Origin of the sequence: Atlantibacter sp., assembly GCF_032062175.1 — a bacterium.
In the GTDB taxonomy this organism is placed as follows: Bacteria; Pseudomonadota; Gammaproteobacteria; order Enterobacterales; family Enterobacteriaceae; genus Atlantibacter.
Genome location: NZ_DAMBQK010000005.1, coordinates 121,988 through 142,237 on the forward strand (window position 1 = coordinate 121,988; position 20,250 = coordinate 142,237).

A 20,250-nucleotide genomic window follows, 5' to 3' on the forward strand; every position below is an offset into this window, starting at 1 on the left:
ATCACTGAACGAGGGCATCCTCGCTTCAGTGATAATTTTTACATCCTACTACTTATGCCTTCCCCGCAAATTCTCAATCACCGCCCCTAAATCCAGCTCCTGATCCTGTAGCAGCACCATCAAGTGATACATCAAATCAGACGCTTCATTCGTCAGCTCTTCGCGGTCGTTCACCGTCGCAGCCAGCGCGGTTTCCACGCCTTCTTCCCCAACTTTCTGCGCGATACGCTTAGTCCCGCTGGCATACAGCTTCGCAGTATACGAGCTGGCCGGATCCGCATATTTCCGTTCCGCCAGCAGCTGTTCCAGCTGATACAGAAAATGCCACTGGTGATGCACATCGCCAAAGCAGCTTGACGTTCCCTTGTGGCAGGTCGGGCCGATGGGATTCGCCAGCACCAGCAGGGTGTCGTTGTCGCAGTCCGGCGTAATGCTCACCACGTTGAGGAAGTTTCCCGAAGTTTCGCCTTTGGTCCATAAACGCTGTTTGGTGCGTGAATAAAACGTCACTTTTCCGGACTGTTGAGTCTTTTCCAGCGCTTCGCCGTTCATATATCCCAGCATCAGCACTTCGCCGGACACGGCATGTTGCACTACAACCGGCAGCAAACCGCCGGTTTTTTCAAAATCCAGTTGCTCAGTTAACATACCCGAATCTCCACTCCCTGTAGCGCCAGGAACGCCTTTAGTTCATTGATATTAATAACTTGCTTATGGAATACCGACGCGGCCAGCGCGCCATCCACGTCAGCATCGCGGAAGGCTTCTAAGAAGTGCTCCATAGTGCCTGCGCCGCCGGAGGCGATCATCGGTACATGGCAAACGTCACGGACTTTTTTCAGTTGCACCAGATCATAGCCGTTACGCACGCCGTCCTGGTTCATCATATTCAGTACGATTTCACCCGCGCCGCGCTTTTGCACTTCCTGTACCCAATCCAGCGTTTCCCATTGGGTGACGCGGGTGCGGCTTTCATCGCCGGTGTATTGATTAACGTGATACTTGCCGGTTTGCTCATCAAACCAGGTATCAATGCCTACCACGATGCACTGCACGCCGAAGCGATCCGCCAGGCGGGTAATCAGTTCGGGGTCAGCCAGGGCAGGGGAGTTAATGGAAATCTTATCCGCGCCGAAGGAGAGGATCTGTGCCGCATCTTCCGGGGTTTTGATCCCGCCCGCCACGCAGAAGGGAATATCGATCACTTCCGCGACGCGCGACACCCAGCTCTTATCGACCACGCGGCCATCGCTTGAAGCAGTGATATCGTAGAACACCAGTTCGTCCGCGCCTTCTTCGGCGTAGCGTTTTGCCAGCGGAACGATATCGCCAATGATCTCATGGTTGCGAAACTGCACGCCTTTCACGACCTGGCCGTCACGCACGTCCAGGCAGGGGATTATCCGTTTTGCCAGCATTGTACAGCCTCCGCGACGGTGAATTTGCCTTCCAGCAGCGCGCGTCCGACGATCACGCCTTTAACACCGCTGCCTTTTAATGCCTCAATATCTTCGATGCCACCAATCCCGCCAGAAGCCTGAAAGGCGACGGATGGGAAGCGGGCACACACTTCTTTATACAGCTCGACGTTAGAGCCTTTTAACGTGCCGTCCTTTGAAATATCAGTACACAGCACATGCTTTAAGCCGACCGGCAGGAACGCATCCACCAGTTCTTCCAGCGTCACGCCGGAATTCTCCTGCCAGCCGCTTACCGCCACTTGTTTCGCGCCGTTTTCGTCAATGCGTACATCCAGCGCCAGCACCAGGTGTTCTGCGCCAAAACGCGCAAACCAGCCTTTGACCCGTTCAGGAGATTTCACCGCGGTGGAACCGACGACCACACGCGTTGCTCCCGCGTCCAGCAGCGCCGCGACATCCTCTTCAGTACGCACGCCGCCACCAACCTGTACCGGCACGCTGACGCCCGCCAGTAACGTTTTCAGTAGCGGGATCTGGCGTTTTGCCGGATCTTTCGCCCCGGTCAGGTCGACAAGGTGCAGCACTTCGGCCCCTTCCGCCTGATACGCCTGTAAGCGCGGCAGCGGGTCGTTGCCGTAATTGCGCTGCTGGCCGTAATCGCCCTGATGCAGGCGTACCACCGTGCCGTCAATCAAATCTAAAGCTGGGATAATCATTCACATCTCCAGGAAATTTTTCAGCAGCTGCGCACCCGCGGCACCCGAACGTTCAGGGTGAAATTGCACGCCGTAGAAATTGTCTTTCTGTACCGCCGCAGTAAACGGCTCGCCATAGTTGCACTGCGCGATGGTGTAAGCATTCACCGGCATAGCGTAACTGTGGACGAAATAGAAATAGGCACCGTCCTCAATGCCGTTAAACAGGCGATTGCCCGCTTTCGGGTAGACGCGGTTCCAGCCCATATGCGGCAGCGGCAGGCCGAAATCGGTCATTTTTGGCACCGCTTCGTCGATAATCCCGAGGGTTTCCACACCCTGGCTTTCTTCGCTGCGTGAGCCGAGCAGTTGCATCCCGAGGCAGATCCCCAGCACCGGCTGGGTGCAGGCTTTGATCAGGTCGATCAACTCACGCTCGCGCAGCTGATCCATCGCGGCCTGCGCGGTGCCGACGCCCGGCAGAAAAAGCTTGTCGGCACGCAGCACCACATCGGCGTCGCGGCTGACCTGCGGCTCATAGCCGAGGTGTTGGATCGCCCATTTCACTGACGACAGGTTGGCGCATCCGGTATCGAGAATCACCACGTCCATTACAGCACTCCTTTCGACGACGGAAGCGTATCGCCTTCCACGCGGATCGCCTGGCGCAGGGTGCGGCCAAAGGCTTTAAACAGGCTTTCCACGCGATGGTGATCGTTTTTACCCTTGGTTTTCAGGTGCAGGGTCACGCCCATGGTGTAAGAGAGCGAACGGAAAAAGTGCTCGACCATTTCAGTGCTCAGATCGCCAACGCGCTGGAAGGTGAAATCCGCTTTGTATTCGAGGTGTGGACGGCCGGAAATATCCAGCGCGCAGCGCGCCAGGCATTCGTCCATCGGCAGCACAAAACCGAAACGTGCGATGCCGCGCTTGTCGCCCAGCGCCAGTTTCAGCGCTTCGCCCAGCGCCAGGCCGGTATCTTCGACAGTGTGGTGATCGTCAATATACAGATCGCCTTTCACCGTGATATTCATGCGAAAACCGCCGTGCGTGGCAATTTGGTCCAGCATATGGTCGAAGAAGCCGACGCCAGTGTGGATTTTGCTGCCGCCTTCACGGTCCAGCCACACTTCCACCTCAATCTGGGTCTCTTTGGTGTTGCGCTCGACGCGGGCGTAGCGGTCGCGGCGGGTCAGTTGCTCGGCGATTTTCGCCCAGCCCAGTTCATCGCGGTGGTAGCGCAGGCCGGTGATGCCCATATTTTCCGCCAGTTCGATGTCGGTCGCCCGGTCGCCAATCACATAGCTGTTAGCGCGATCCAGCGCGTCTTCCGCCAGGTATGCCGTCACCAGTTGGGTTTTCGGCTTACGGCAGTCGCAGTTGTCCGCTGGCAAGTGCGGACAAATCAGCACCTCGTCGAAATTCACGCCCTGGGAGGTAAAAATCTGCATCATCAGATTGTGCGGGCCGTCGAAATCATCCTGCGGAAAGCTGGATGTGCCGAGTCCGTCCTGGTTCGTGATCATCACCAGCTTGTAACCCGCGTCCTGTAGCTTGCGCAACTGCGGGATCACGTCCGGCTCCAGCGCCAGCTTGTTAAAACGGTCGACCTGAAAATCTTCCGGCGGTTCTGAAATCAAGGTGCCATCACGGTCAATAAAGAGGATCTTCTGACTCATACTTACTCCGTGGCCGCGAGGCCGGGTTGTTCCTGCAGCGCGTCGATCACGCGCTGGCACTCTTCACGGGTGCCGACGGTTACGCGCAGGCAGTTGCTTAATGTTGGTTGTTTGTTCTGATCGCGTAAGATAATGCCCTGATCCCACAGGGATTTAAACACCGCGCTCGACGTAGAAATGCGCGCCAGCACGTAGTTAGTTTCACTGTCAAACACGTTCTCAACGCAGGCGACCTTTTTCAGCTCGCTCATCAAAAACTGGCGATTAACGAGGATTTCTGCCACACGCTCACGCATCGCCACGATGCCCTGCGGGCTCAGCGCCTGGGCCGCGATATCCGCGACCGGCGTGGAGAGCGGGTAGGGGGCGATCACTTTGAGCAGCAGGCCGATAATCTCTTCATTCGCCAGGGTAAAGCCGCAGCGTAACCCGGCCAGCGCGAAGGCTTTGGAGAGGGTACGCAGCACCACCAGGTTCGGGTATTCGTCCAGCCAGGCGGCCAGCGTTGCCTGTGGGCAGAATTCAATATAGGCCTCATCGGCCACCACGATGGCTTTTCCGCGCGTCATTTCTAATAAAACGCGAATATCCTGCGGATTAATCAACTGCCCGGTCGGATTATTGGGGCTACAGACAAATACCACTTTCACGCCATCGAGCTTTTCGGCAATCGCCGGAAGGTCGAGCTGCCAGCCGTCAATCGCCTGCACGGTGCGGCACTCCACGCCGAGGGTTTCGGCGCTGACGCTGTACATGCCATAGGTTGGCGGGCAATACAGCACCGCATCTTTCCCCGGCTCACAAAACGCGCGGATCAGCAGTTCAATACCTTCGTCGGCACCCCGGCTGACCAGTACCTGTTCCGGCTTCACGCCCGCGTATTGCGCATAGCGCTCGATTACCAATTTTGGCTGGCATTCAGGATAGCGATTTAACGTTTGCGCGGTGAGCTGAAACTCTACCGGCGTCGGGTATTCGTTGGCATTCAGCCAGACATCGCCGTTACCCCCCAGGCGACGCGCAGATTGATACGGCGTCAGATTGCGAACGTTTTCACGGGCTAACTCGGCAATGCTCATGGCTTCTCCTTAAGTGCGGCGACGCGCAGGGTGACAGCATTTTTGTGGGCGGTAAGTTGTTCAGCGGCGGCCAGGGTTTCAATGGTCTGCGCCAGCGCACTGAAACCGGCAGGCGTCAGCTCCTGGACCGTCATGCGCTTCTGAAAATCCGCCAGTCCCAGGCTTGAGCAGGTGGCGGTATAACCGTAGGTCGGCAATACGTGGTTAGTACCGGAGGCGTAATCGCCAGCCGATTCCGGTGACCAGTCGCCGAGGAATACCGAACCGGCGCTGGTAATGTCGTCAACCAGTTCGCGGGCGTTGCGGGTCTGAATAATTAGGTGCTCAGGGCCGTACTGGTTAGAGATCGCCACGCACTGCGCCAAATCGCGCGCCACAATCAGGCGGCTTTCTGCCAGCGCCTGGCGTGCGGTTTCCGCGCGCGGCAGTTCTGACAACTGACGATCGACCGCTTCAGCCACTGCCTGCGCCATCGCGCTGTCCGGCGTTAGCAGGATCACCTGCGAATCGGGGCCGTGTTCCGCCTGGGACAGCAAATCCGAGGCCACGAAATCCGGGGTCGCGCCGCTGTCGGCGATCACCAGCACTTCAGACGGCCCGGCGGGCATATCAATCGCCGCGCCATCCAGCCGCTGGCTGACCTGTCGTTTAGCTTCGGTCACAAACGCATTGCCCGGCCCGAAGATTTTATCCACTTTCGGCACGCTCCCAGTGCCAAACGCCATCGCCGCGATGGCCTGAGCGCCGCCCACCTGGTAAACCTGCTGTACCCCGCACAGACGTGCCGCGTACAGAATTTCATCAGCAATCGGCGGCGGAGAGCAGAGCACCACTTTTTTACAGCCCGCGATGCGCGCCGGGGTGGCCAGCATCAGCACGGTTGAAAACAGCGGCGCGGAGCCGCCGGGAATATACAGGCCCACCGAGGCGATAGGGCGCGTCACCTGCTGGCAGCGCACGCCGGGTTGGGTTTCGATATCCACCGCGGGCAACACTTGTGCCCGATGGAAAGTGTCGATATTGGCGACGGCCACCGCCATCGCCTGTTTAATCTCATCGCCAAGACGCGCCACGGCGGCGTCGATCTCCGCTTCGCTAACCGCCAGCGCATCCATAGTGGTTTTATCGAACCGGGCGCTGTACTCACGCAGCGCGCTATCGCCGTTGGCGCTGACGTTAGTCAGGATCTCGCTTACCGTGCGGGCGATGCTCTCTGACGCAGATACCGCCGGGCGGGTCAACAGCGCCTGTTGCGCCTGGGCGTCGCAGTCGTTCCAGTTGATCGGGGTATTAAAGGCCATGGCGTTACTCCATCATCTTCTCAATTGGTAATACCAAAATCGAACTGGCGCCCAGCGATTTCAGTTTTTCCATGGTTTCCCAGAACAGGGTTTCGCTGCTTACCATGTGCATCGCCACGCGCTGCTGATCGCCCGCCAGCGGCAGAATGGTCGGGCGTTCCGCGCCCGGCAGCAGGGCGATCACTTCGTCGAGACGCTCGGTCGGCGCGTGCAGCATGATGTATTTAGATTCACGGGCCTGGATCACGCCCTGGATACGGGTCAGCAGTTTGTCGATCAGTTGCTGTTTGGCGTCCGGCATTTCGCCGTCGCGCTGGATCAGGCAGGCTTTAGAGCGGTAAATCACTTCGGTCTCACGCAGGCCGTTGGCTTCCAGGGTCGCGCCAGTAGAAACCAGATCGCAGATAGCGTCCGCCAGGCCTACGCGCGGGGCAACTTCGACAGAACCGTTCAGCAAGCAGGATTTGAACTGAACGCCTTTTTGATCGAGGTAACGCTTGAGCAGGTGCGGATAGGAGGTGGCGATACGCTTGCCGTTCAGGCCTTGCGGGCCGTCCCACGGCTCGTCGACCGGCGCAGCGATGGAAAGACGGCAACCGCCGAAATCCAGGCGGCGCAGGGTGAAATAGCGCGGATCTTCCCCTTGGGCGCGGCGGTTCAGCAGTTCTTCTTCCAGCACGTTTTCGCCGATGATGCCGAGATCCACCACGCCATCCATCACCAGGCCGGGAATATCGTCATCGCGCACGCGCAGAATATCGATCGGCATGTTTTCGGCAAGAGCGATCAGGCGCTGGGTGTGGAGATTAATTTTTATGCCGCAGCGCGCGAGCAATTCGCGTGAATCATCACTTAAACGCCCGGATTTCTGAATAGCTATGCGTAAACGGTTGGTGTCGGTCATCTTCTCTTTTCCTCGTGAACCCTGAATTGTGTTGTGCGTTATCTGTTTTACTACACCGGATTACCCTGAACGTCGGGGTAAAAAAAAGCCCCCGGAAGACGATCTTCCGGGGGCTTTCTCTTGCGTTCTGCACCTCTGGAAGATCTCACTGTCTTCCAGCACACATCGCCTGAAAGACTAGTCAGGGTGATGGTGATGATGGTGGTGTTTAAACTGAACGCGCGTCATAAAATTCTCTGATGAATGATTATTCAAACTCTGGCATTAACCCTAAACCAGATAAGCCTGACCTGGCAAGCCCTTTTTTCATCAATCGTCGTTTCGTATTCAACAGGTGAATTGTCAGCAGGTTATGGCTGGCGTAGCCTACACTGCACAATGTGGGATGCACGTTGCGTTTTCAGCTAAAACGACGGCGGCATAGCAGAAAGGGAACAGAGGAGGGGGTATGAAAAAGGTTGCGATTGTCGGGTTAGGCTGGCTGGGAATGCCGCTGGCACTGGCGTTAAACGCGCGCGGCTGGCAGGTAACGGGAAGCAAAACCACTTTTGACGGTGTGGAGGCGGCGCGGATGTGCGGCGTTGAGGCTTTCCAGTTGCAGTTAACCCCGGCGCTGGTCTGCGATACCGATAACCTCGACGCCTTGCTCGATGTTGATGCCTTAGTACTGACGCTACCGGCCCGGCGTACCGGCGGTAACGGCGAATTTTACCTCCAGGCGGTACAGGAAATTGTCGACAGCGCCCTGGCGCATAACATCCCGCGCATCATTTTTACCAGTTCCACCTCGGTGTATGGCGATGGCGAAGGCACCTACAAAGAGACCTCGCCGCGCAATCCGCAAACCGAAAGCGGCAGAGTGCTAAAAGAACTGGAGGACTGGCTGCACAATTTGCCGGGCACGTCGGTAGACATTCTGCGGCTCGCGGGCCTGGTCGGGCCGGGGCGTCATCCGGGGCGGTTCTTCGCGGGCAAAAGCGGCCCGAACGGCAACCACGGGGTCAATCTGGTACATCTGGAAGACGTTGTCGCTGCGATTACCTTGCTGCTTCAGGCTCCAAAAGGCGGGCACGTCTATAATATATGTGCGCCACGTCATCCGACCCGCGCAGAATTTTACCCGGTGATGGCCCGCCAGCTCGGACTTGAGCCGCCGCATTTCAGCGACAGCGCCCAGCCGGGGAAAGGCAAATTAATTGACGGAAACCGAATCTGTAATGAGCTCGGCTTTGAATACCAGTATCCTGACCCGTTAGTGATGCCGATGGAGTAACCATCCAGCACGGGTTATCAGGCGCAACGCAGGGGGCGCATATGAAACCATTGTTGGATGTTCTCATTATTCTGGATGCCCTCGATAAAGAGGGCAGTTTCGCTGCCGCTGCGACCAAACTCTACAAGACACCTTCCGCACTGAGTTATACCGTCCACAAGCTGGAAAACGACCTGAAAATCACGCTTCTTGACCGCAGCGGCCACCGGGCGAAGTTCACCCGTACCGGCCAGATGCTGCTTGAGCGGGGACGGGAAGTGCTGCATACCGTGCGTGAGCTGGAAAAACAGGCGGTTAAATTGCATCAGGGTTGGGAAAAAGAGCTGCGCATCGGCGTCGATGATGCTTTTCCTTTTTCACTTCTGGCACCGCTTATTGAAAAGTTCTTCGCCAACTGCAACGTCACGCGACTGAAGTTTGTGAACGGCGTCCAGGGCGGCTCCTGGGACGCGTTAACGCAGGGGCATGCCGACCTGATTATTGGCGCCTTGCATCCTCCTCCCACCCTGAGCGGTTTTGGTTACGAAATGCTCGGAAAACTGGAGAGCGTGTTTGTCGTTGCCGCGCATCATGCCTTAGCACACTCCCCGGAGCCCTTAAACCGCCGGGATATTAAGCGGCACCGAACGGCGGTGATCGGAGATGGCCGTCCGGCGTTATCGTCTGCCACTATGGTGCTGGATGAGCAAGATGTGATTACGGTATTCGATTTTAAAACCAAGCTGGAACTGCAAATCAGCGGCCTCGCCTGTGGCTATTTACCGCGCTTTATGGTGCAACGATATTTTGATTCCGGCGCGTTAATCGAAAAACGCGTCATACCTGAACTGGGGGCGGTTTCGGTATGGTTGGGCTGGAACGAGCAGACTGAAGGATTAGCCTGCGGCTGGTGGCGGGAAAACATTCTCGCCAGCCCGGAAATCATGGCGCTGTATGCCCCCCAGTCGGAACCCGTTTGAGCATATCGTGCGCAGTTAAAAAGAAATGCGTGATGAGGCTCTCAACGTCTTGTCTTTGCAATCCAAAATGGGCAAAATACGCCGCCTGCAAAAATTAAAGCTAACCGACGTTAAGAGCGTCGGTTATTTTTTTGCAACAAACACGTCATTCAAATCAAAGAGGCCGGGCTTCGTACCGGATAGATACTTACTAAAAATCGACAGTTGTTGTCGCTGAGGAAACCAAAAAATGGGGCAATTTTTTGCTTTTGCGACGGCGTTCGCCGTAATGGGGGATGACCATGTCGCATAACGCTACTCCAAAGACCTCTCGCGTGGAATTACGTAAAACGCTTACGTTGATTCCGGTTGTCATGATGGGCCTTGCCTATATGCAGCCGATGACGCTGTTTGATACGTTCGGTATCGTATCGGGCCTCACTGACGGTCACGTCGCAACGGCTTACGCCTTTGCGCTGGTCGCTATCCTGTTTACCGCACTGAGCTACGGTAAACTGGTTAAGCGCTTCCCGTCCGCTGGCTCGGCCTACACTTATGCCCAGAAATCCATCAGCCCGACCGTTGGCTTTATGGTGGGTTGGTCATCTCTGCTGGACTACTTGTTCATGCCGATGATCAACATCCTGCTGGCAAAAATTTACTTTGAAGCACTGGTGCCTTCCGTTCCGTCATGGATTTTCGTGGTGGCGCTGGTGGCCTTTATGACCATCTCAAACCTGCGCAGCATCAAGAGCGTGGCGAACTTCAACACCCTGATTGTTATTTTGCAGATGGGTATTGTGGCGGTGATCATTGGTCTGATCGTCTACGGCGTGGCGCACGGCGAAGGCGCGGGTACGCTGACCAGCACCCGTCCTTTCTGGAGCGAAGGCGCACACGTTGTGCCGATGATTACCGGCGCGACCATCCTGTGCTTCTCGTTCCTGGGCTTCGACGGCATCAGCTCGCTGTCTGAAGAAACCAAAGACGCGGAGCGCGTGATCCCGAAAGCCATTTTCCTGACGGCGCTGATCGGCGGCCTGATCTTTATCTGCGCGTCCTATTTCCTGCAACTCTATTTCCCGGACATCTCGCGCTTTAAAGATCCTGACGCGTCCCAGCCGGAAATCATGCTGTACGTGGCGGGTAAAACCTTCCAGTTCGGCGTACTGGTGTTCTCCACCATTACCGTGCTGGCTTCCGGTATGGCGGCGCACGCGGGCGTTTCTCGCCTGATGTACGTGATGGGCCGCGACGGCGTGTTCCCGCGCAGCTTCTTTGGCTATGTGCACCCGAAATGGCGCACCCCGGCGTGGAACGTGCTGCTGGTTGGCGCAATTGCCCTGCTGGCGATTAACTTCGACCTGGTTACTGCGACCGCGCTGATTAACTTCGGTGCGCTGGTGGCGTTCACCTTCGTTAACCTGTCGGTGATTTCCCAGTTCTGGATCCGCGAGAAGCGCAACAAAACGCTGAAAGACCACTTCAACTATCTGGTGCTGCCGGTCTGTGGCGCGCTGACCGTAGGCGCGCTGTGGATCAACCTGGAAGAGAGCTCTATGGTACTGGGCCTGATTTGGGCGGGCATTGGCCTGGTCTATCTGGCTTGCGTGACCAAAAGCTTCCGCAACCCGGTTCCGCAGTACGAAGATATCGCCCAGTAATGCGAAAACGAAAAAGGCTCCCGAGGGAGCCTTTTTTATGGTCTGGGTCCAACTTACAACACGTCCTGAACATACTGATACAGCGCCCGCAACAGCGCGATTTTCTCTTTATCCCCTTCATACTGCCCGTACAGCATTTCCAGCTCCTGGGCATAGCGTTGCAAATATTCCGGCGTAAAGCGCGCCTGGCGATGGCGCAACCAGCGCTGCTGCTCTTCATGGTCCAGGGTGCCAGGGAAGTTACGCGCCCGGTAGTTAAACAGCAATTTCTCGATGCGCTTATCCACAAAGCTGATATCCAGCGCCGGCAGGTTTTGCGGTTCGGTTTGCAGAATAATACGCATCCCGGCGCGATCGGCATCGCTGAAGAAACCGTTATACAGCTGGGCATCCACATCCTCAGACGGCACAAACGGCTCGGCATCGGCGTACAGTGCCACCACTTTCTCGCGCACGTCAGGGCGCTCGCGCAGGATTTTCAGGTTATCCAGGCAACGCTGACGGTTGATGCCCAATCTGTCGGCATCTTCCGGGCGCAGCGTATTGGCCTGCGCCAGCACCGGGCACTTGTTCAGATGAACCAGCTTAACGGGCACCGCCGCATCGTCGCCCAGGTCGGTTTTGGCGGTGTACAGCCGTTCACGCAGCGCATCAGTGTCAAGCGCCAGCAGCGGGGTCATATCTCCTGCCAAATCCACCATAATCACCGCATTGCGATTTTCCGGGTGCCACGCCAGCGGCGCAATCCAACTGGTATTACCGCGAAACGCGCCGAACATACCGGAAACATGCACCAACGGTTTCATCTGCGGGATATCAATCAGCGTTGCCAGCTTTTGTTTATTGCGATAGCTAAAAAGATAGTCATACAGCCGCGGCTGCTGGGTTTTCACCAATTTTGCCATCGCGATGGTGGCATACACATCGGCCATCGCGTCATGCGCGTTGGCGTGCTCAATGCCGTTGGCCACGGTGAGATGCTCAAGGCGAAAGCTCGGCAGGCCTTCGTCGTTTTCCGGCCAGTTGATGCCTTCCGGGCGCAGGGCGTAGCAAGCGCGCATCACGTCCAGCAAATCCCAGCGCGAATTCTGGTTTTGCCAGCTCCAGGCGTACGGATCGTAAAAGTTGCGGTAAAAAATATTGCGCGTCACTTCATCATCAAAACGCACATTGTTGTAACCCACCACGCAGGTATTCGGCACGGTGAATAAATCATGGATGCGCTTAGCAAATTCGGCTTCGCTGGTGCCGCGCGCCGCCGCGATCTGGGGCGTGATGCCGGTAATCAGCACCGCTTCCGGCTGCGGCAGATAGTCATCGGCGGGTTTGCAATAAAACACCTCAGGTTCGCCGATAATATTGAAATCCATATCGGTACGTATCGCGGCGAACTGCGCGGGTCGATCCAGTGCCGGGCGGGTACCGAAGGTTTCATAGTCGTGGAAAAGAAAAGTCGGCTGTGCTGTGGAATCAGTCACCGGTCACCATCCTGAAGGGGTCAAAAACTGGCGTTTATGGTAAACGATTGGCCGTCCATTCAGAAGAAAATCACGGTGGTTTTTCACGCTACCGGATACGTATTACTCCGAGAAATGTGTTGTCTGTCATATTTCTTTGCAATTAATGAATGCGTTTACATACGAAGTTCCGTAAAACAGGCGCGGACAAAAAAACACAAACGAGGATATGCTGTTGAAAACCCGCCTGATTGCCGCTTCTTTGCTCGCTTTTCTTGGTGCTAACGCCAGTGCAGCACCCACTTTTGCTGTCACGCCCGTTCCCCCTCAGGTTCAGGCGGGGGCATGGGTACTGATGGATTACACTACCGGTCAGATTTTAACGGCAGGCAATGAGCATCAGCAGCGCAACCCGGCAAGCCTTACCAAACTGATGACCGGCTATGTGGTGGATCGCGCCATCGACAGCCACCGCATCACGCCTGATGATGTGGTTACCGTGGGCGCGGACGCGTCGGCCTACGGCAACCCGGTTTTTGCCGGTTCGTCGCTGATGTTTTTAAAAGCCGGGGATCGCGTCACGGTCCACGATCTGAGCCGGGGATTGATTGTTGATTCCGGCAACGACGCTTGCGTGGCGCTGGCGGATTACATCGCGGGCGGCGAAGCGCCGTTTGTCAAAATGATGAACGACTACGCCCACCGGCTTAACCTGCGCGACACCCACTTCGAAACCGTCCACGGCCTTGACGCGCCGGGCCAGCACAGCTCCGCGTATGACCTGGCGGTGCTGTCGCGCGCCATCATCCACGGTGAACCGGCTTTTTACCATATGTACAGCGAGCGCAGCCTCACCTGGAACGGCATCACCCAGCAAAACCGTAACGGCCTGCTGTGGGACAAAAGCCTGAGCGTGGACGGCCTGAAAACCGGGCACACCTCCGGTGCCGGGTTTAACCTGATCGCCTCCAGCGTGGACGGGCAGCGGCGGTTAATTGCCGTGGTGATGGGCGCGGATAGCCCGAAAGCGCGGGAAGAACAGGCGCGTAAGCTACTGCACTGGGGGCAAAACCAGTTCGATACCGTGCAGATCCTGCATAAAGGCAAAAAAGTCGGCACCGAGCGTATCTGGTACGGCGATGTCGAAAACGTCGACGTGGGCACCGATCGTGATTTCTGGCTCAGTCTGCCCAAATCCGAAGTGGCGAATATCAAAGCCAAATACGTACTGGATAAGCCGGAGCTTGAAGCACCGCTGGCGGCGCAACAGCGGGTGGGCGAAATCGAACTGTATGACCGCGATAAGCTGGTGGCCCACTGGCCGCTGGTGACGCTTAAGGCGGTTGAAAAAGGCGGCATATTCTCGCGCTTTAGTGATTACCTGCACCATAAACTTTAATGGTTTAACAGGGGCTTACCCCGTCGTTCTCCGAAACAGTCTTTTACGAGAGTGCGCTCACAAATTAAGCAATCTATGCTTTAGAGCGCCAGTACAGAACGTATAATACTGTTTGCATATACAGTTATTTCACAGCGAGGAACGATCATGGATTATCAGATTCAACACGCAGAAACTCGTCGCATCGCCGGGTTTCATTTAGTTGGCCCCTGGGATAAAACCGTCCCACAGGGTTTTGAGCAACTGGTGATGTGGGTGGACAGCAATAAGATTCAGCCGCTGGAGTGGATTGCCGTTTATTACGATAACCCGGATAGCGTGCCCGCAGAGAAACTGCGCTGCGATACTGCGGTAACCGTGCCTGAAAATTTCGCTATCCCCGCCAACAGTGAAGGCGTTATGGCAACCGAAGTGGCGGGCGGGCAATACGCCGTAGCCCAGGCGCGTGTTGAACATCACGATTTTGAAACGCCCTGGCGGCTGTTTTTCAATAGCCTGCTTGAAGATGTGAAATACCAGATTGCCCCCAAACCCTGTTTTGAAATCTACCTCAACGATGGGGCGAAAGACGGCTACTGGGACATCAACATGTTCGTTCCGGTTGAACCTAAACACGAATAATCAACCCCGGCCTTGCCTTGCAGGCCGGGCTTTACGCCGCCGTTATTGGCCACAATAACGGCGCGTTTACCCCGATGTGTTGATGCCAGGCGGCGAAATCCCGGTACAATGCGGTTTTTTTCATGCGGAGAGCCGGTGTGCGTCCTGATAAATCATTAAGCCCTTTCGAAATCCGGCTCTATCGTCATTACCGCCTGGTGCACGGCGTACGCATCGCGCTGGCCTTTACGTTGACTTTTTTACTGGTCCGCCTGCTGAATGTGCCGGAAGGCACCTGGCCGCTGATTACGCTCGTGGTGGTGATGGGTCCGATCTCGTTTTGGGGCAACGTGGTGCCGCGTGCCTTTGAACGCATCGGCGGGACGATTTTTGGCGCATCGGTGGGGTTAATCGCCCTGAAGCTGGAGCTGATTTCCCTGCCGATTATGCTGCTGTGGTGTGCGCTGGCGATGTTTATCTGCGGTTATCTCACTCTCGGGAAACGGCCCTATCAGGCGCTGCTTATCGGCATTACGCTTTCTGTCGTGGTGGGTGCCCCGGCGGGGGATCTGCAAATCGCCCTGTGGCGCAGCGGCGACGTGATTTTAGGGTCACTGCTGGCAATGCTGTTTACCAGCATCTATCCCCAGCGCGCGTTTATCCACTGGCGCATCCAGATGGCGACGTTCGCGCATACGTTTACCCGGCTCTCCCAGGCAGGGTTTTCGCCAAACCTGGTGGAGCGTCCCCGGCTTGATAAGTCGCTACACGCCATGCTGAGCGACGTGGTGAAAATGCGCGCGCTGATTGTCCCTGCCAGCAAAGAAACCCACATTCAGAAATCGGTGTTTGAAGCGATCCAGACCGTCAGCCGCAATTTGGTTTGTACGCTTGAACTCCAGCTCAACGCCCACTGGGCGACGCGCGAAAGCCATTTTGTAATGATCAACGCCCATACCCTGCGCGAAACTCAGCAGATGACCCACAACACCCTGGCGGCGCTGTCGAAAGCCCTGTATGAAGGCAATCCGTCGCCGGTCGCCGCCAATAACGCCAGGCTGGCGGAAATTGTCGGCGAATTACGCGAGATAATGCGCCAGGATGAGGGCAACGCACTGCATGAAACCTCAATTCACGGTTATGTCTGGTTAAGCCTGGAACTGGCGCGCCAGTTAGCGCTGTTATCGCACTTGATCTGCCGGGCATTGCGTAAATAAAAACCATACGAAACAGCGTGGATATATTGCTGGTTTCGATTCAGCAGGAATTCAGCGTATTATTAGGGTAGGGTATTAACCGTTGTCATGCGCAGCCGTTGCCGGTTATGTTTGACGCAGCGGCTTGTGAACGAATCAGAGTCTCAATTATCAGGGGTGTAAATATGGAAAATGGCAAACCTTCATTCCAGGACGTTCTGGAGTTCGTACGTTTGTTCCGTCGTAAAAACAAACTGCAACGCGAAATTCAGGATGTAGAGAAGAAGATCCGTGACAACCAGAAACGCGTGCTGCTGCTCGACAACCTGAGCGATTACATCAAGCCAGGCATGAGTATTGAAGCCATTCAGGGCATCATCGCCAGCATGAAAACCGACTACGAAGACCGCGTGGATGACTACATCATCAAAAACGCCGAACTGTCTAAAGAACGTCGCGAGATCTCCAAAAAGCTCAAAGTGATGGGCGAGCTGAAAGCACCTGAAATTAAAGAATGATTTAACAAGACGGCGGCACTGATTATTCATGCCGCCGTTTTTCATTCTGCTTAAGTCAACCCGGGCCGATCCCACGGCTCCGGTTAACTGAAACCCAACTTCTTTTACTTACTTATCATTGGCGCGACGGGAAATCCTGATGACCCTTTTCATCTGGTGGGCAGCCTGGCTGCTCGATTGTTGGCTTGGCGATCCGCAACACTGGCCGCATCCCATCCGCGTAATCGGCAATGTTATTAATTTTGTGCAACGCGCCATTCGCCGCGTCTCTCGCAGCGATCGCGCCCTGATGCTGGGCGGCGCGCTGCTGTGGATCATCGTTGTGGGTGCCACATGGGCGCTGTCGTGGGGCATTCTGGCGCTGGCCTACAGGCTGCACGCATGGCTCGGCGTGGCGGTAGAAATCTGGATGATCTACACCCTGCTGGCCGGGCGCTGTCTTGGCGATGCCGCGCGCGAGGTTGAAAAACCACTGCGGGCAGGCGATTTAATGCAGAGCCGCGAAAAACTCTCCTGGATTGTCGGGCGCGATACGTCCCAGCTTCAACCGCCGCAAATCACCCGTGCGGTGGTGGAAACCGTGGCTGAAAACAGCGTTGATGGCGTGATTGCGCCGCTGTTTTTTCTGCTGCTCGGCGGCGCGCCACTCGCATTGGCCTATAAAGCGGTCAACACCCTCGACTCGATGGTGGGTTATAAACACCAAAAGTACCGGGCGATTGGTATGGTCTCGGCGCGTATCGACGACATCGCCAATTTTATTCCGGCGCGTTTAAGCTGGCTGCTGCTGGCGCTGGCGGCAAAACTCTGCGGCAATGACGCTTCATCGGCGCTGCGTATCGGCTGGCGCGACAGGCGCAACCACAGCAGCCCCAATTGCGCCTGGCCGGAAGGCACGGTAGCTGGCGCGCTGGGGATCCGGCTCGGCGGGCCGAACGATTACTTTGGCGAACGGGTAGAGAAACCCTGGATCGGCGAGGCGACCCGCGAAATAAGCGTCGACGACATCCCCGCGACCATTCGCCTGATGAATGTTGCGTCACTGCTGGCGCTGCTGTTATTCAGCCTGCTATTCGTCATGTTTTAACTTTTCTGGTACCACGGAGAAAAAATGATACGGACTTTTTTTGCCACTCTCGCGTTTATGAGCCGTCTGCCGGTGCCTTACCGGTGGTCGCAGGGGCTGGAGTTGGAACAGTATTCACGCGGTATCGTGTTGTTCCCGTGGGTGGGCATGGTGCTCGGCACGATTGCCGCGGGCGTGTTTATGCTGCTGGTCCCCTGGTGCGGCACGCCGCTTGCCGCGCTGTTTTACGTACTGGCGCTGGCAGCGCTGACCGGCGGCTTTCATCTGGATGGCCTGGCGGATACCTGCGACGGGCTGTTTTCTGCCCGCACCCGTGAAAGAAAGCTGGAGATCATGCGCGACAGCCGCCTCGGCACTCACGGCGGGCTGGGGCTGATTTTCGTACTGCTGGCGAAAGTACTGGTAGTAAACGAACTGGCGCTGCGCGGCTTTTCGATGCTGCCGGTACTGATTCTGGCAAGCGTGGTGGGGCGCGGCGCGGTGGTGCTGCTGATGTACCGCCAGCGCTACGCCCGCGATAACGGCCTCGGCAATATTTTCATCGGCAAAGTGACCCTCGCGCAAACTGCCATCACGCTGGTGACCAGCGCGGTGCTGTGCCTGGTTCTGCTGCCTGGCAGCGGCCTGCTGGCCTGGTTGATCGCGACACTCGCCATTGCGCTGATCGGCATGGCGATTAAACGCACCCTGCGCGGTCAGACCGGAGACACACTTGGCGCAGCCATTGAGCTTGGCGAAGTCCTCTTTCTTATTGCCCTTTTATAACGAGCACACACATGCAAACACTGGCCTCACTGATTAACGCGATCCCCCCTCTTGACGAAAATGCCATGCGCCAGGCGCAAACCCATCTTGATGGCCTGCTGAAGCCGCCGGGAAGCCTGGGCCGTCTGGAAAGCCTGGCGGTGCAACTGGCCGGTATGCCGGGTTTTTACGGGAAACCGCAGGAGGCCAAAAAAGCCATTATGGTGATGTGCGCCGATCACGGCGTTTATGATGAGCAGGTCACCCTTTCGCCTAAAGCGGTTACCGCTATTCAGGCGATGAATATGCTGCGCAACAATACCGGCGTATGCGTACTGGCGAAGCAGGCGGGCGCAGATGTGCATGTCATCGATATCGGCATCGACAGCGATCCGCTGCCGGGCATTTTCAGTCTGAAGGTGGCGCGCGGCAGCGGCAATATCGCTCGGGAGCCCGCGATGTCGCGCCAGGTGGCGAATGCATTGCTGGCGAGCGTGATCGCCCATACCTGCGAACTGGCGGAGCGGGGCGTAAAAGTGTTTGGCGTGGGTGAGCTGGGTATGGCGAATACTACCCCGGCGGCGGCGATGGTCAGCGTGCTGGCCGATGCGTCACCCGCGGATGTCGTCGGGCTTGGGGCTAACTTCCCGCCGGAGAAAATCGCTCATAAAGTGACGGTGGTGCAACAGGCGATTACCGTCAACCAGCCGGATGCCAGTGACGGGGTCGATGTGCTGGCAAAAGTCGGCGGCTATGATTTATTAGGCATGACCGGGACGATCCTCGGCGCGGCGCGCTGCGGTTTGCCGGTGGTGCTGGACGGCTTCCTCTCCTACGCGGCTGCGCTGGCGGCCTGCAAAATCGCCCCGGCGGCACGACCTTATCTGATCCCGTCGCATTTCTCGGCGGAAAAAGGCGCGACGGTTGCGCTAAACGCGCTGGGACTCGAGCCGTATCTGCATATGGGGATGCGTCTTGGCGAGGGCAGCGGTGCGGCGCTGGCGATGCATCTGGTGGATGCCGCTTGCGCGATTTATACCGAAATGGGCAGCCTGGCAGAAAGTAATATCCAGCTTTAACCTACTCGCGCCACAGCAGATCGTGATAAATCGCCGTCAACACGCCATCCGGGGCAAACTGTTTTTTGATCCACTGGGTCACTTGCACCGTTGCGGCGTGTTGCGTCGCCAGCAGCATCCGTGAATCCTGACGCGGGTTGTGAATCGTTTTGGTCACCAGCAGCCCATGTTCTTTGGGCTCTTTCACCATATAGGCCGGTAAAAAGCCGATGCCTTCACCTAAGATCTGGCACTGGCATTTGGTATTGAAGTCCGGCACCAGAATCGCTTCCTGCCCGTGCAGCAGCCAGCCGACCTTTTTATTGATGGTATGGGCGGTGTCTTCCACCATGATATTCGGGTAAAGCCGCAGCTGGCTTTCGGTGATCGGCTCCGGCATCAGCGCCAGCGGGTGGGTCGGCGCGATAGCGAACTCCCAGCGCACCGCGCCAATTTCGGTGTAATCAATGCCGCCGCCATCAAGCAGCGTATCGGGCGCGCCAATGGCGATATTGGCCTGATTATTAATAATTGAATCCTACACGCCGTTATAGACCTCGGTGGTCACGGTGATCTGGCAGGTCGGGAACTGCTTTTTCAGAGTTTGCAACAGCCTGGCGGTATGGCGCGGTGTGTAAAGCAACTGGTTGATGCAAATCCGCACCCTGGCCTCAATGCCCTGGGAAATAGTATCGATACCGCGTTTAATGGCGTGAAAGTCATTCAACAAATCGATGGCTTTGCGATAAAAGTAAAACCCCGATTCGGTCAGCTCAATGCTGCGGGTATTACGCGCAAACAGCACCACATCGAGATAGGTTTCAATGCGCTTGATGGTATAGCTCACCGCCGATGTCGTCACGCCCAGCTCATCTGCGGCCTTGCTGAAACTGGCGTAGCGGGCAGCCATGGTAAACGTATGCAGGTTTTCTTCGGTAAAGATGGAATTCATGGCCGTTTTCCTTTTTCAGTGGCGCGTTACCAGTTTTGAATACAATTTAACACTGTTGTTACAATAAACCTGCCTGGCTTCACGTTTTGAGCATTTGATGACAACGCTTCTCATCAGTGCCCTCAAAAACCGGCCTTTAGCCTCCCATTTACGCGCTCAAAATGTGAGCGCGGCACGCTTAAACGGTGCGCTGCCGCACACAAAAGCCCGATTATTAAAAATTATTCAACAATCTATCCCCTTCCGATGAATGCATTTCAAACGGATGTTATTCCCCATGCAGTG

General features: G+C 56.4%; 21 protein-coding genes, 1 pseudogene and 1 other annotated feature. Of the genes and pseudogenes, 11 read left to right on the forward strand and 11 right to left on the reverse strand.

Features of this window, described 5'->3' with window-relative positions:
- Window positions 1-48: 48 nt before the first annotated feature.
- The 9 genes from hisIE to hisL form a co-directional block, all read right to left on the reverse strand.
- Entirely contained in the window at window positions 49-648 is a 600-nt protein-coding gene (gene hisIE / locus RT120_RS07130; protein ID WP_312981223.1) for a bifunctional phosphoribosyl-AMP cyclohydrolase/phosphoribosyl-ATP diphosphatase HisIE, read from the reverse strand.
- Entirely contained in the window at window positions 642-1,418 is a 777-nt protein-coding gene (hisF, locus tag RT120_RS07135; protein ID WP_312981225.1) for an imidazole glycerol phosphate synthase subunit HisF, read from the reverse strand. Before hisF ends, hisIE begins: the two co-directional genes overlap by 7 nt.
- A complete protein-coding gene (gene hisA / locus RT120_RS07140) occupies window positions 1,400-2,137 on the reverse strand; it encodes a 1-(5-phosphoribosyl)-5-[(5-phosphoribosylamino)methylideneamino]imidazole-4-carboxamide isomerase (protein ID WP_312981228.1) in 738 nt (245 codons plus the stop codon). Before hisA ends, hisF begins: the two co-directional genes overlap by 19 nt.
- The gene (hisH, locus tag RT120_RS07145; RefSeq protein ID WP_312981230.1) at window positions 2,138-2,728 is read right to left on the reverse strand and encodes an imidazole glycerol phosphate synthase subunit HisH; all 591 of its coding nucleotides are present in this window, start codon (window positions 2,726-2,728) and stop codon (window positions 2,138-2,140) included.
- Complete coding sequence (hisB, locus tag RT120_RS07150) at window positions 2,728-3,795, reverse strand: bifunctional histidinol-phosphatase/imidazoleglycerol-phosphate dehydratase HisB (RefSeq protein WP_312981233.1); 1,068 nt, start codon at window positions 3,793-3,795, stop codon at window positions 2,728-2,730. Before hisB ends, hisH begins: the two co-directional genes overlap by 1 nt.
- A 2-nt stretch (window positions 3,796-3,797) precedes the next feature.
- Window positions 3,798-4,874 (reverse strand): histidinol-phosphate transaminase, encoded by a 1,077-nt coding sequence (gene hisC / locus RT120_RS07155; protein WP_312981236.1) that lies wholly within the window; start codon window positions 4,872-4,874, stop codon window positions 3,798-3,800.
- Window positions 4,871-6,175 (reverse strand): histidinol dehydrogenase, encoded by a 1,305-nt coding sequence (hisD, locus tag RT120_RS07160; protein WP_312981239.1) that lies wholly within the window; start codon window positions 6,173-6,175, stop codon window positions 4,871-4,873. Before hisD ends, hisC begins: the two co-directional genes overlap by 4 nt.
- A gap of 4 nt (window positions 6,176-6,179) precedes the next feature.
- Window positions 6,180-7,079, reverse strand: coding sequence for an ATP phosphoribosyltransferase (hisG, locus tag RT120_RS07165; protein WP_312981241.1), 900 nt, complete (start codon window positions 7,077-7,079; stop codon window positions 6,180-6,182).
- 79 nt (window positions 7,080-7,158) lie between these two features.
- Window positions 7,159-7,281 (reverse strand) — a sequence feature (His leader region).
- Window positions 7,257-7,307, reverse strand: coding sequence for a his operon leader peptide (gene hisL / locus RT120_RS07170; protein WP_001364200.1), 51 nt, complete (start codon window positions 7,305-7,307; stop codon window positions 7,257-7,259). (Overlaps the previous feature by 25 nt.)
- 220 nt (window positions 7,308-7,527) lie before the next feature.
- On the opposite strand from hisL, the gene RT120_RS07175 reads away from it, so the two are divergent.
- From RT120_RS07175 to RT120_RS07185, 4 genes are all read left to right on the forward strand, one after another.
- The gene (locus RT120_RS07175; RefSeq protein WP_312981244.1) at window positions 7,528-8,352 is read left to right on the forward strand and encodes an SDR family oxidoreductase; all 825 of its coding nucleotides are present in this window, start codon (window positions 7,528-7,530) and stop codon (window positions 8,350-8,352) included.
- Window positions 8,353-8,393: 41 nt separating this feature from the next.
- Window positions 8,394-9,311 (forward strand): LysR substrate-binding domain-containing protein, encoded by a 918-nt coding sequence (locus tag RT120_RS07180; protein ID WP_312981247.1) that lies wholly within the window; start codon window positions 8,394-8,396, stop codon window positions 9,309-9,311.
- A 229-nt stretch (window positions 9,312-9,540) separates the two neighbouring features.
- Complete coding sequence (gene yoeI, locus RT120_RS21750) at window positions 9,541-9,603, forward strand: membrane protein YoeI (RefSeq protein ID WP_125292509.1); 63 nt, start codon at window positions 9,541-9,543, stop codon at window positions 9,601-9,603.
- Window positions 9,593-10,954, forward strand: coding sequence for an APC family permease (locus RT120_RS07185; protein ID WP_312981250.1), 1,362 nt, complete (start codon window positions 9,593-9,595; stop codon window positions 10,952-10,954). Before yoeI ends, RT120_RS07185 begins: the two co-directional genes overlap by 11 nt.
- A 53-nt stretch (window positions 10,955-11,007) precedes the next feature.
- Here the strand turns inward: RT120_RS07185 and sbcB are convergent, their stop codons facing one another.
- On the reverse strand, window positions 11,008-12,432 hold the full coding sequence (sbcB, locus tag RT120_RS07190) for an exodeoxyribonuclease I (RefSeq protein ID WP_312981252.1): 1,425 nt from the start codon (window positions 12,430-12,432) through the stop codon (window positions 11,008-11,010).
- A gap of 214 nt (window positions 12,433-12,646) precedes the next feature.
- On the opposite strand from sbcB, the gene dacD reads away from it, so the two are divergent.
- The 7 genes from dacD to cobT all read left to right on the forward strand — a co-directional run bounded on the left by dacD (window position 12,647) and on the right by cobT (window position 19,034).
- On the forward strand, window positions 12,647-13,810 hold the full coding sequence (dacD, locus tag RT120_RS07195; protein WP_312981506.1) for a serine-type D-Ala-D-Ala carboxypeptidase DacD: 1,164 nt from the start codon (window positions 12,647-12,649) through the stop codon (window positions 13,808-13,810).
- Between the two features lie 147 nt (window positions 13,811-13,957).
- A complete protein-coding gene (sbmC, locus tag RT120_RS07200) occupies window positions 13,958-14,431 on the forward strand; it encodes a DNA gyrase inhibitor SbmC (RefSeq protein ID WP_312981255.1) in 474 nt (157 codons plus the stop codon).
- 137 nt (window positions 14,432-14,568) lie between these two features.
- Window positions 14,569-15,627, forward strand: coding sequence for an FUSC family protein (locus RT120_RS07205; protein WP_312981257.1), 1,059 nt, complete (start codon window positions 14,569-14,571; stop codon window positions 15,625-15,627).
- A gap of 164 nt (window positions 15,628-15,791) precedes the next feature.
- Window positions 15,792-16,124: a DUF496 family protein gene (locus RT120_RS07210; RefSeq protein WP_312981260.1), complete on the forward strand. Its 333-nt coding sequence runs from the start codon at window positions 15,792-15,794 to the stop codon at window positions 16,122-16,124.
- A gap of 139 nt (window positions 16,125-16,263) precedes the next feature.
- Window positions 16,264-17,211 (forward strand): adenosylcobinamide-phosphate synthase CbiB, encoded by a 948-nt coding sequence (gene cbiB / locus RT120_RS07215; protein WP_312981262.1) that lies wholly within the window; start codon window positions 16,264-16,266, stop codon window positions 17,209-17,211.
- Window positions 17,212-17,235: 24 nt separating this feature from the next.
- Window positions 17,236-17,976, forward strand: a complete 741-nt coding sequence (gene cobS / locus RT120_RS07220) for an adenosylcobinamide-GDP ribazoletransferase (RefSeq protein ID WP_312981264.1) — start codon at window positions 17,236-17,238, stop codon at window positions 17,974-17,976.
- 11 nt (window positions 17,977-17,987) lie between these two features.
- Window positions 17,988-19,034: a nicotinate-nucleotide--dimethylbenzimidazole phosphoribosyltransferase gene (cobT, locus tag RT120_RS07225; protein ID WP_312981266.1), complete on the forward strand. Its 1,047-nt coding sequence runs from the start codon at window positions 17,988-17,990 to the stop codon at window positions 19,032-19,034.
- Window position 19,035: 1 nt separating this feature from the next.
- Here cobT and RT120_RS07230 read toward each other — a convergent pair.
- Window positions 19,036-19,965, reverse strand: a pseudogene (locus tag RT120_RS07230) (LysR substrate-binding domain-containing protein).
- Between the last annotated feature and the right edge of the window lie 285 nt (window positions 19,966-20,250).

Coding starts and splice junctions, on each gene's coding strand:
- hisIE (WP_312981223.1), bottom strand. CDS start 648: ATGTTAACTGAGCAACTGGATTTTGAAAAAACCGGCGGTTTGCTGCCG.
- hisF (WP_312981225.1), bottom strand. CDS start 1,418: ATGCTGGCAAAACGGATAATCCCCTGCCTGGACGTGCGTGACGGCCAG.
- hisA (WP_312981228.1), bottom strand. CDS start 2,137: ATGATTATCCCAGCTTTAGATTTGATTGACGGCACGGTGGTACGCCTG.
- hisH (WP_312981230.1), bottom strand. CDS start 2,728: ATGGACGTGGTGATTCTCGATACCGGATGCGCCAACCTGTCGTCAGTG.
- hisB (WP_312981233.1), bottom strand. CDS start 3,795: ATGAGTCAGAAGATCCTCTTTATTGACCGTGATGGCACCTTGATTTCA.
- hisC (WP_312981236.1), bottom strand. CDS start 4,874: ATGAGCATTGCCGAGTTAGCCCGTGAAAACGTTCGCAATCTGACGCCG.
- hisD (WP_312981239.1), bottom strand. CDS start 6,175: ATGGCCTTTAATACCCCGATCAACTGGAACGACTGCGACGCCCAGGCG.
- hisG (WP_312981241.1), bottom strand. CDS start 7,079: ATGACCGACACCAACCGTTTACGCATAGCTATTCAGAAATCCGGGCGT.
- RT120_RS07175 (WP_312981244.1), top strand. CDS start 7,528: ATGAAAAAGGTTGCGATTGTCGGGTTAGGCTGGCTGGGAATGCCGCTG.
- RT120_RS07180 (WP_312981247.1), top strand. CDS start 8,394: ATGAAACCATTGTTGGATGTTCTCATTATTCTGGATGCCCTCGATAAA.
- RT120_RS07185 (WP_312981250.1), top strand. CDS start 9,593: ATGTCGCATAACGCTACTCCAAAGACCTCTCGCGTGGAATTACGTAAA.
- sbmC (WP_312981255.1), top strand. CDS start 13,958: ATGGATTATCAGATTCAACACGCAGAAACTCGTCGCATCGCCGGGTTT.
- RT120_RS07210 (WP_312981260.1), top strand. CDS start 15,792: ATGGAAAATGGCAAACCTTCATTCCAGGACGTTCTGGAGTTCGTACGT.
- cbiB (WP_312981262.1), top strand. CDS start 16,264: ATGACCCTTTTCATCTGGTGGGCAGCCTGGCTGCTCGATTGTTGGCTT.
- cobS (WP_312981264.1), top strand. CDS start 17,236: ATGATACGGACTTTTTTTGCCACTCTCGCGTTTATGAGCCGTCTGCCG.
- cobT (WP_312981266.1), top strand. CDS start 17,988: ATGCAAACACTGGCCTCACTGATTAACGCGATCCCCCCTCTTGACGAA.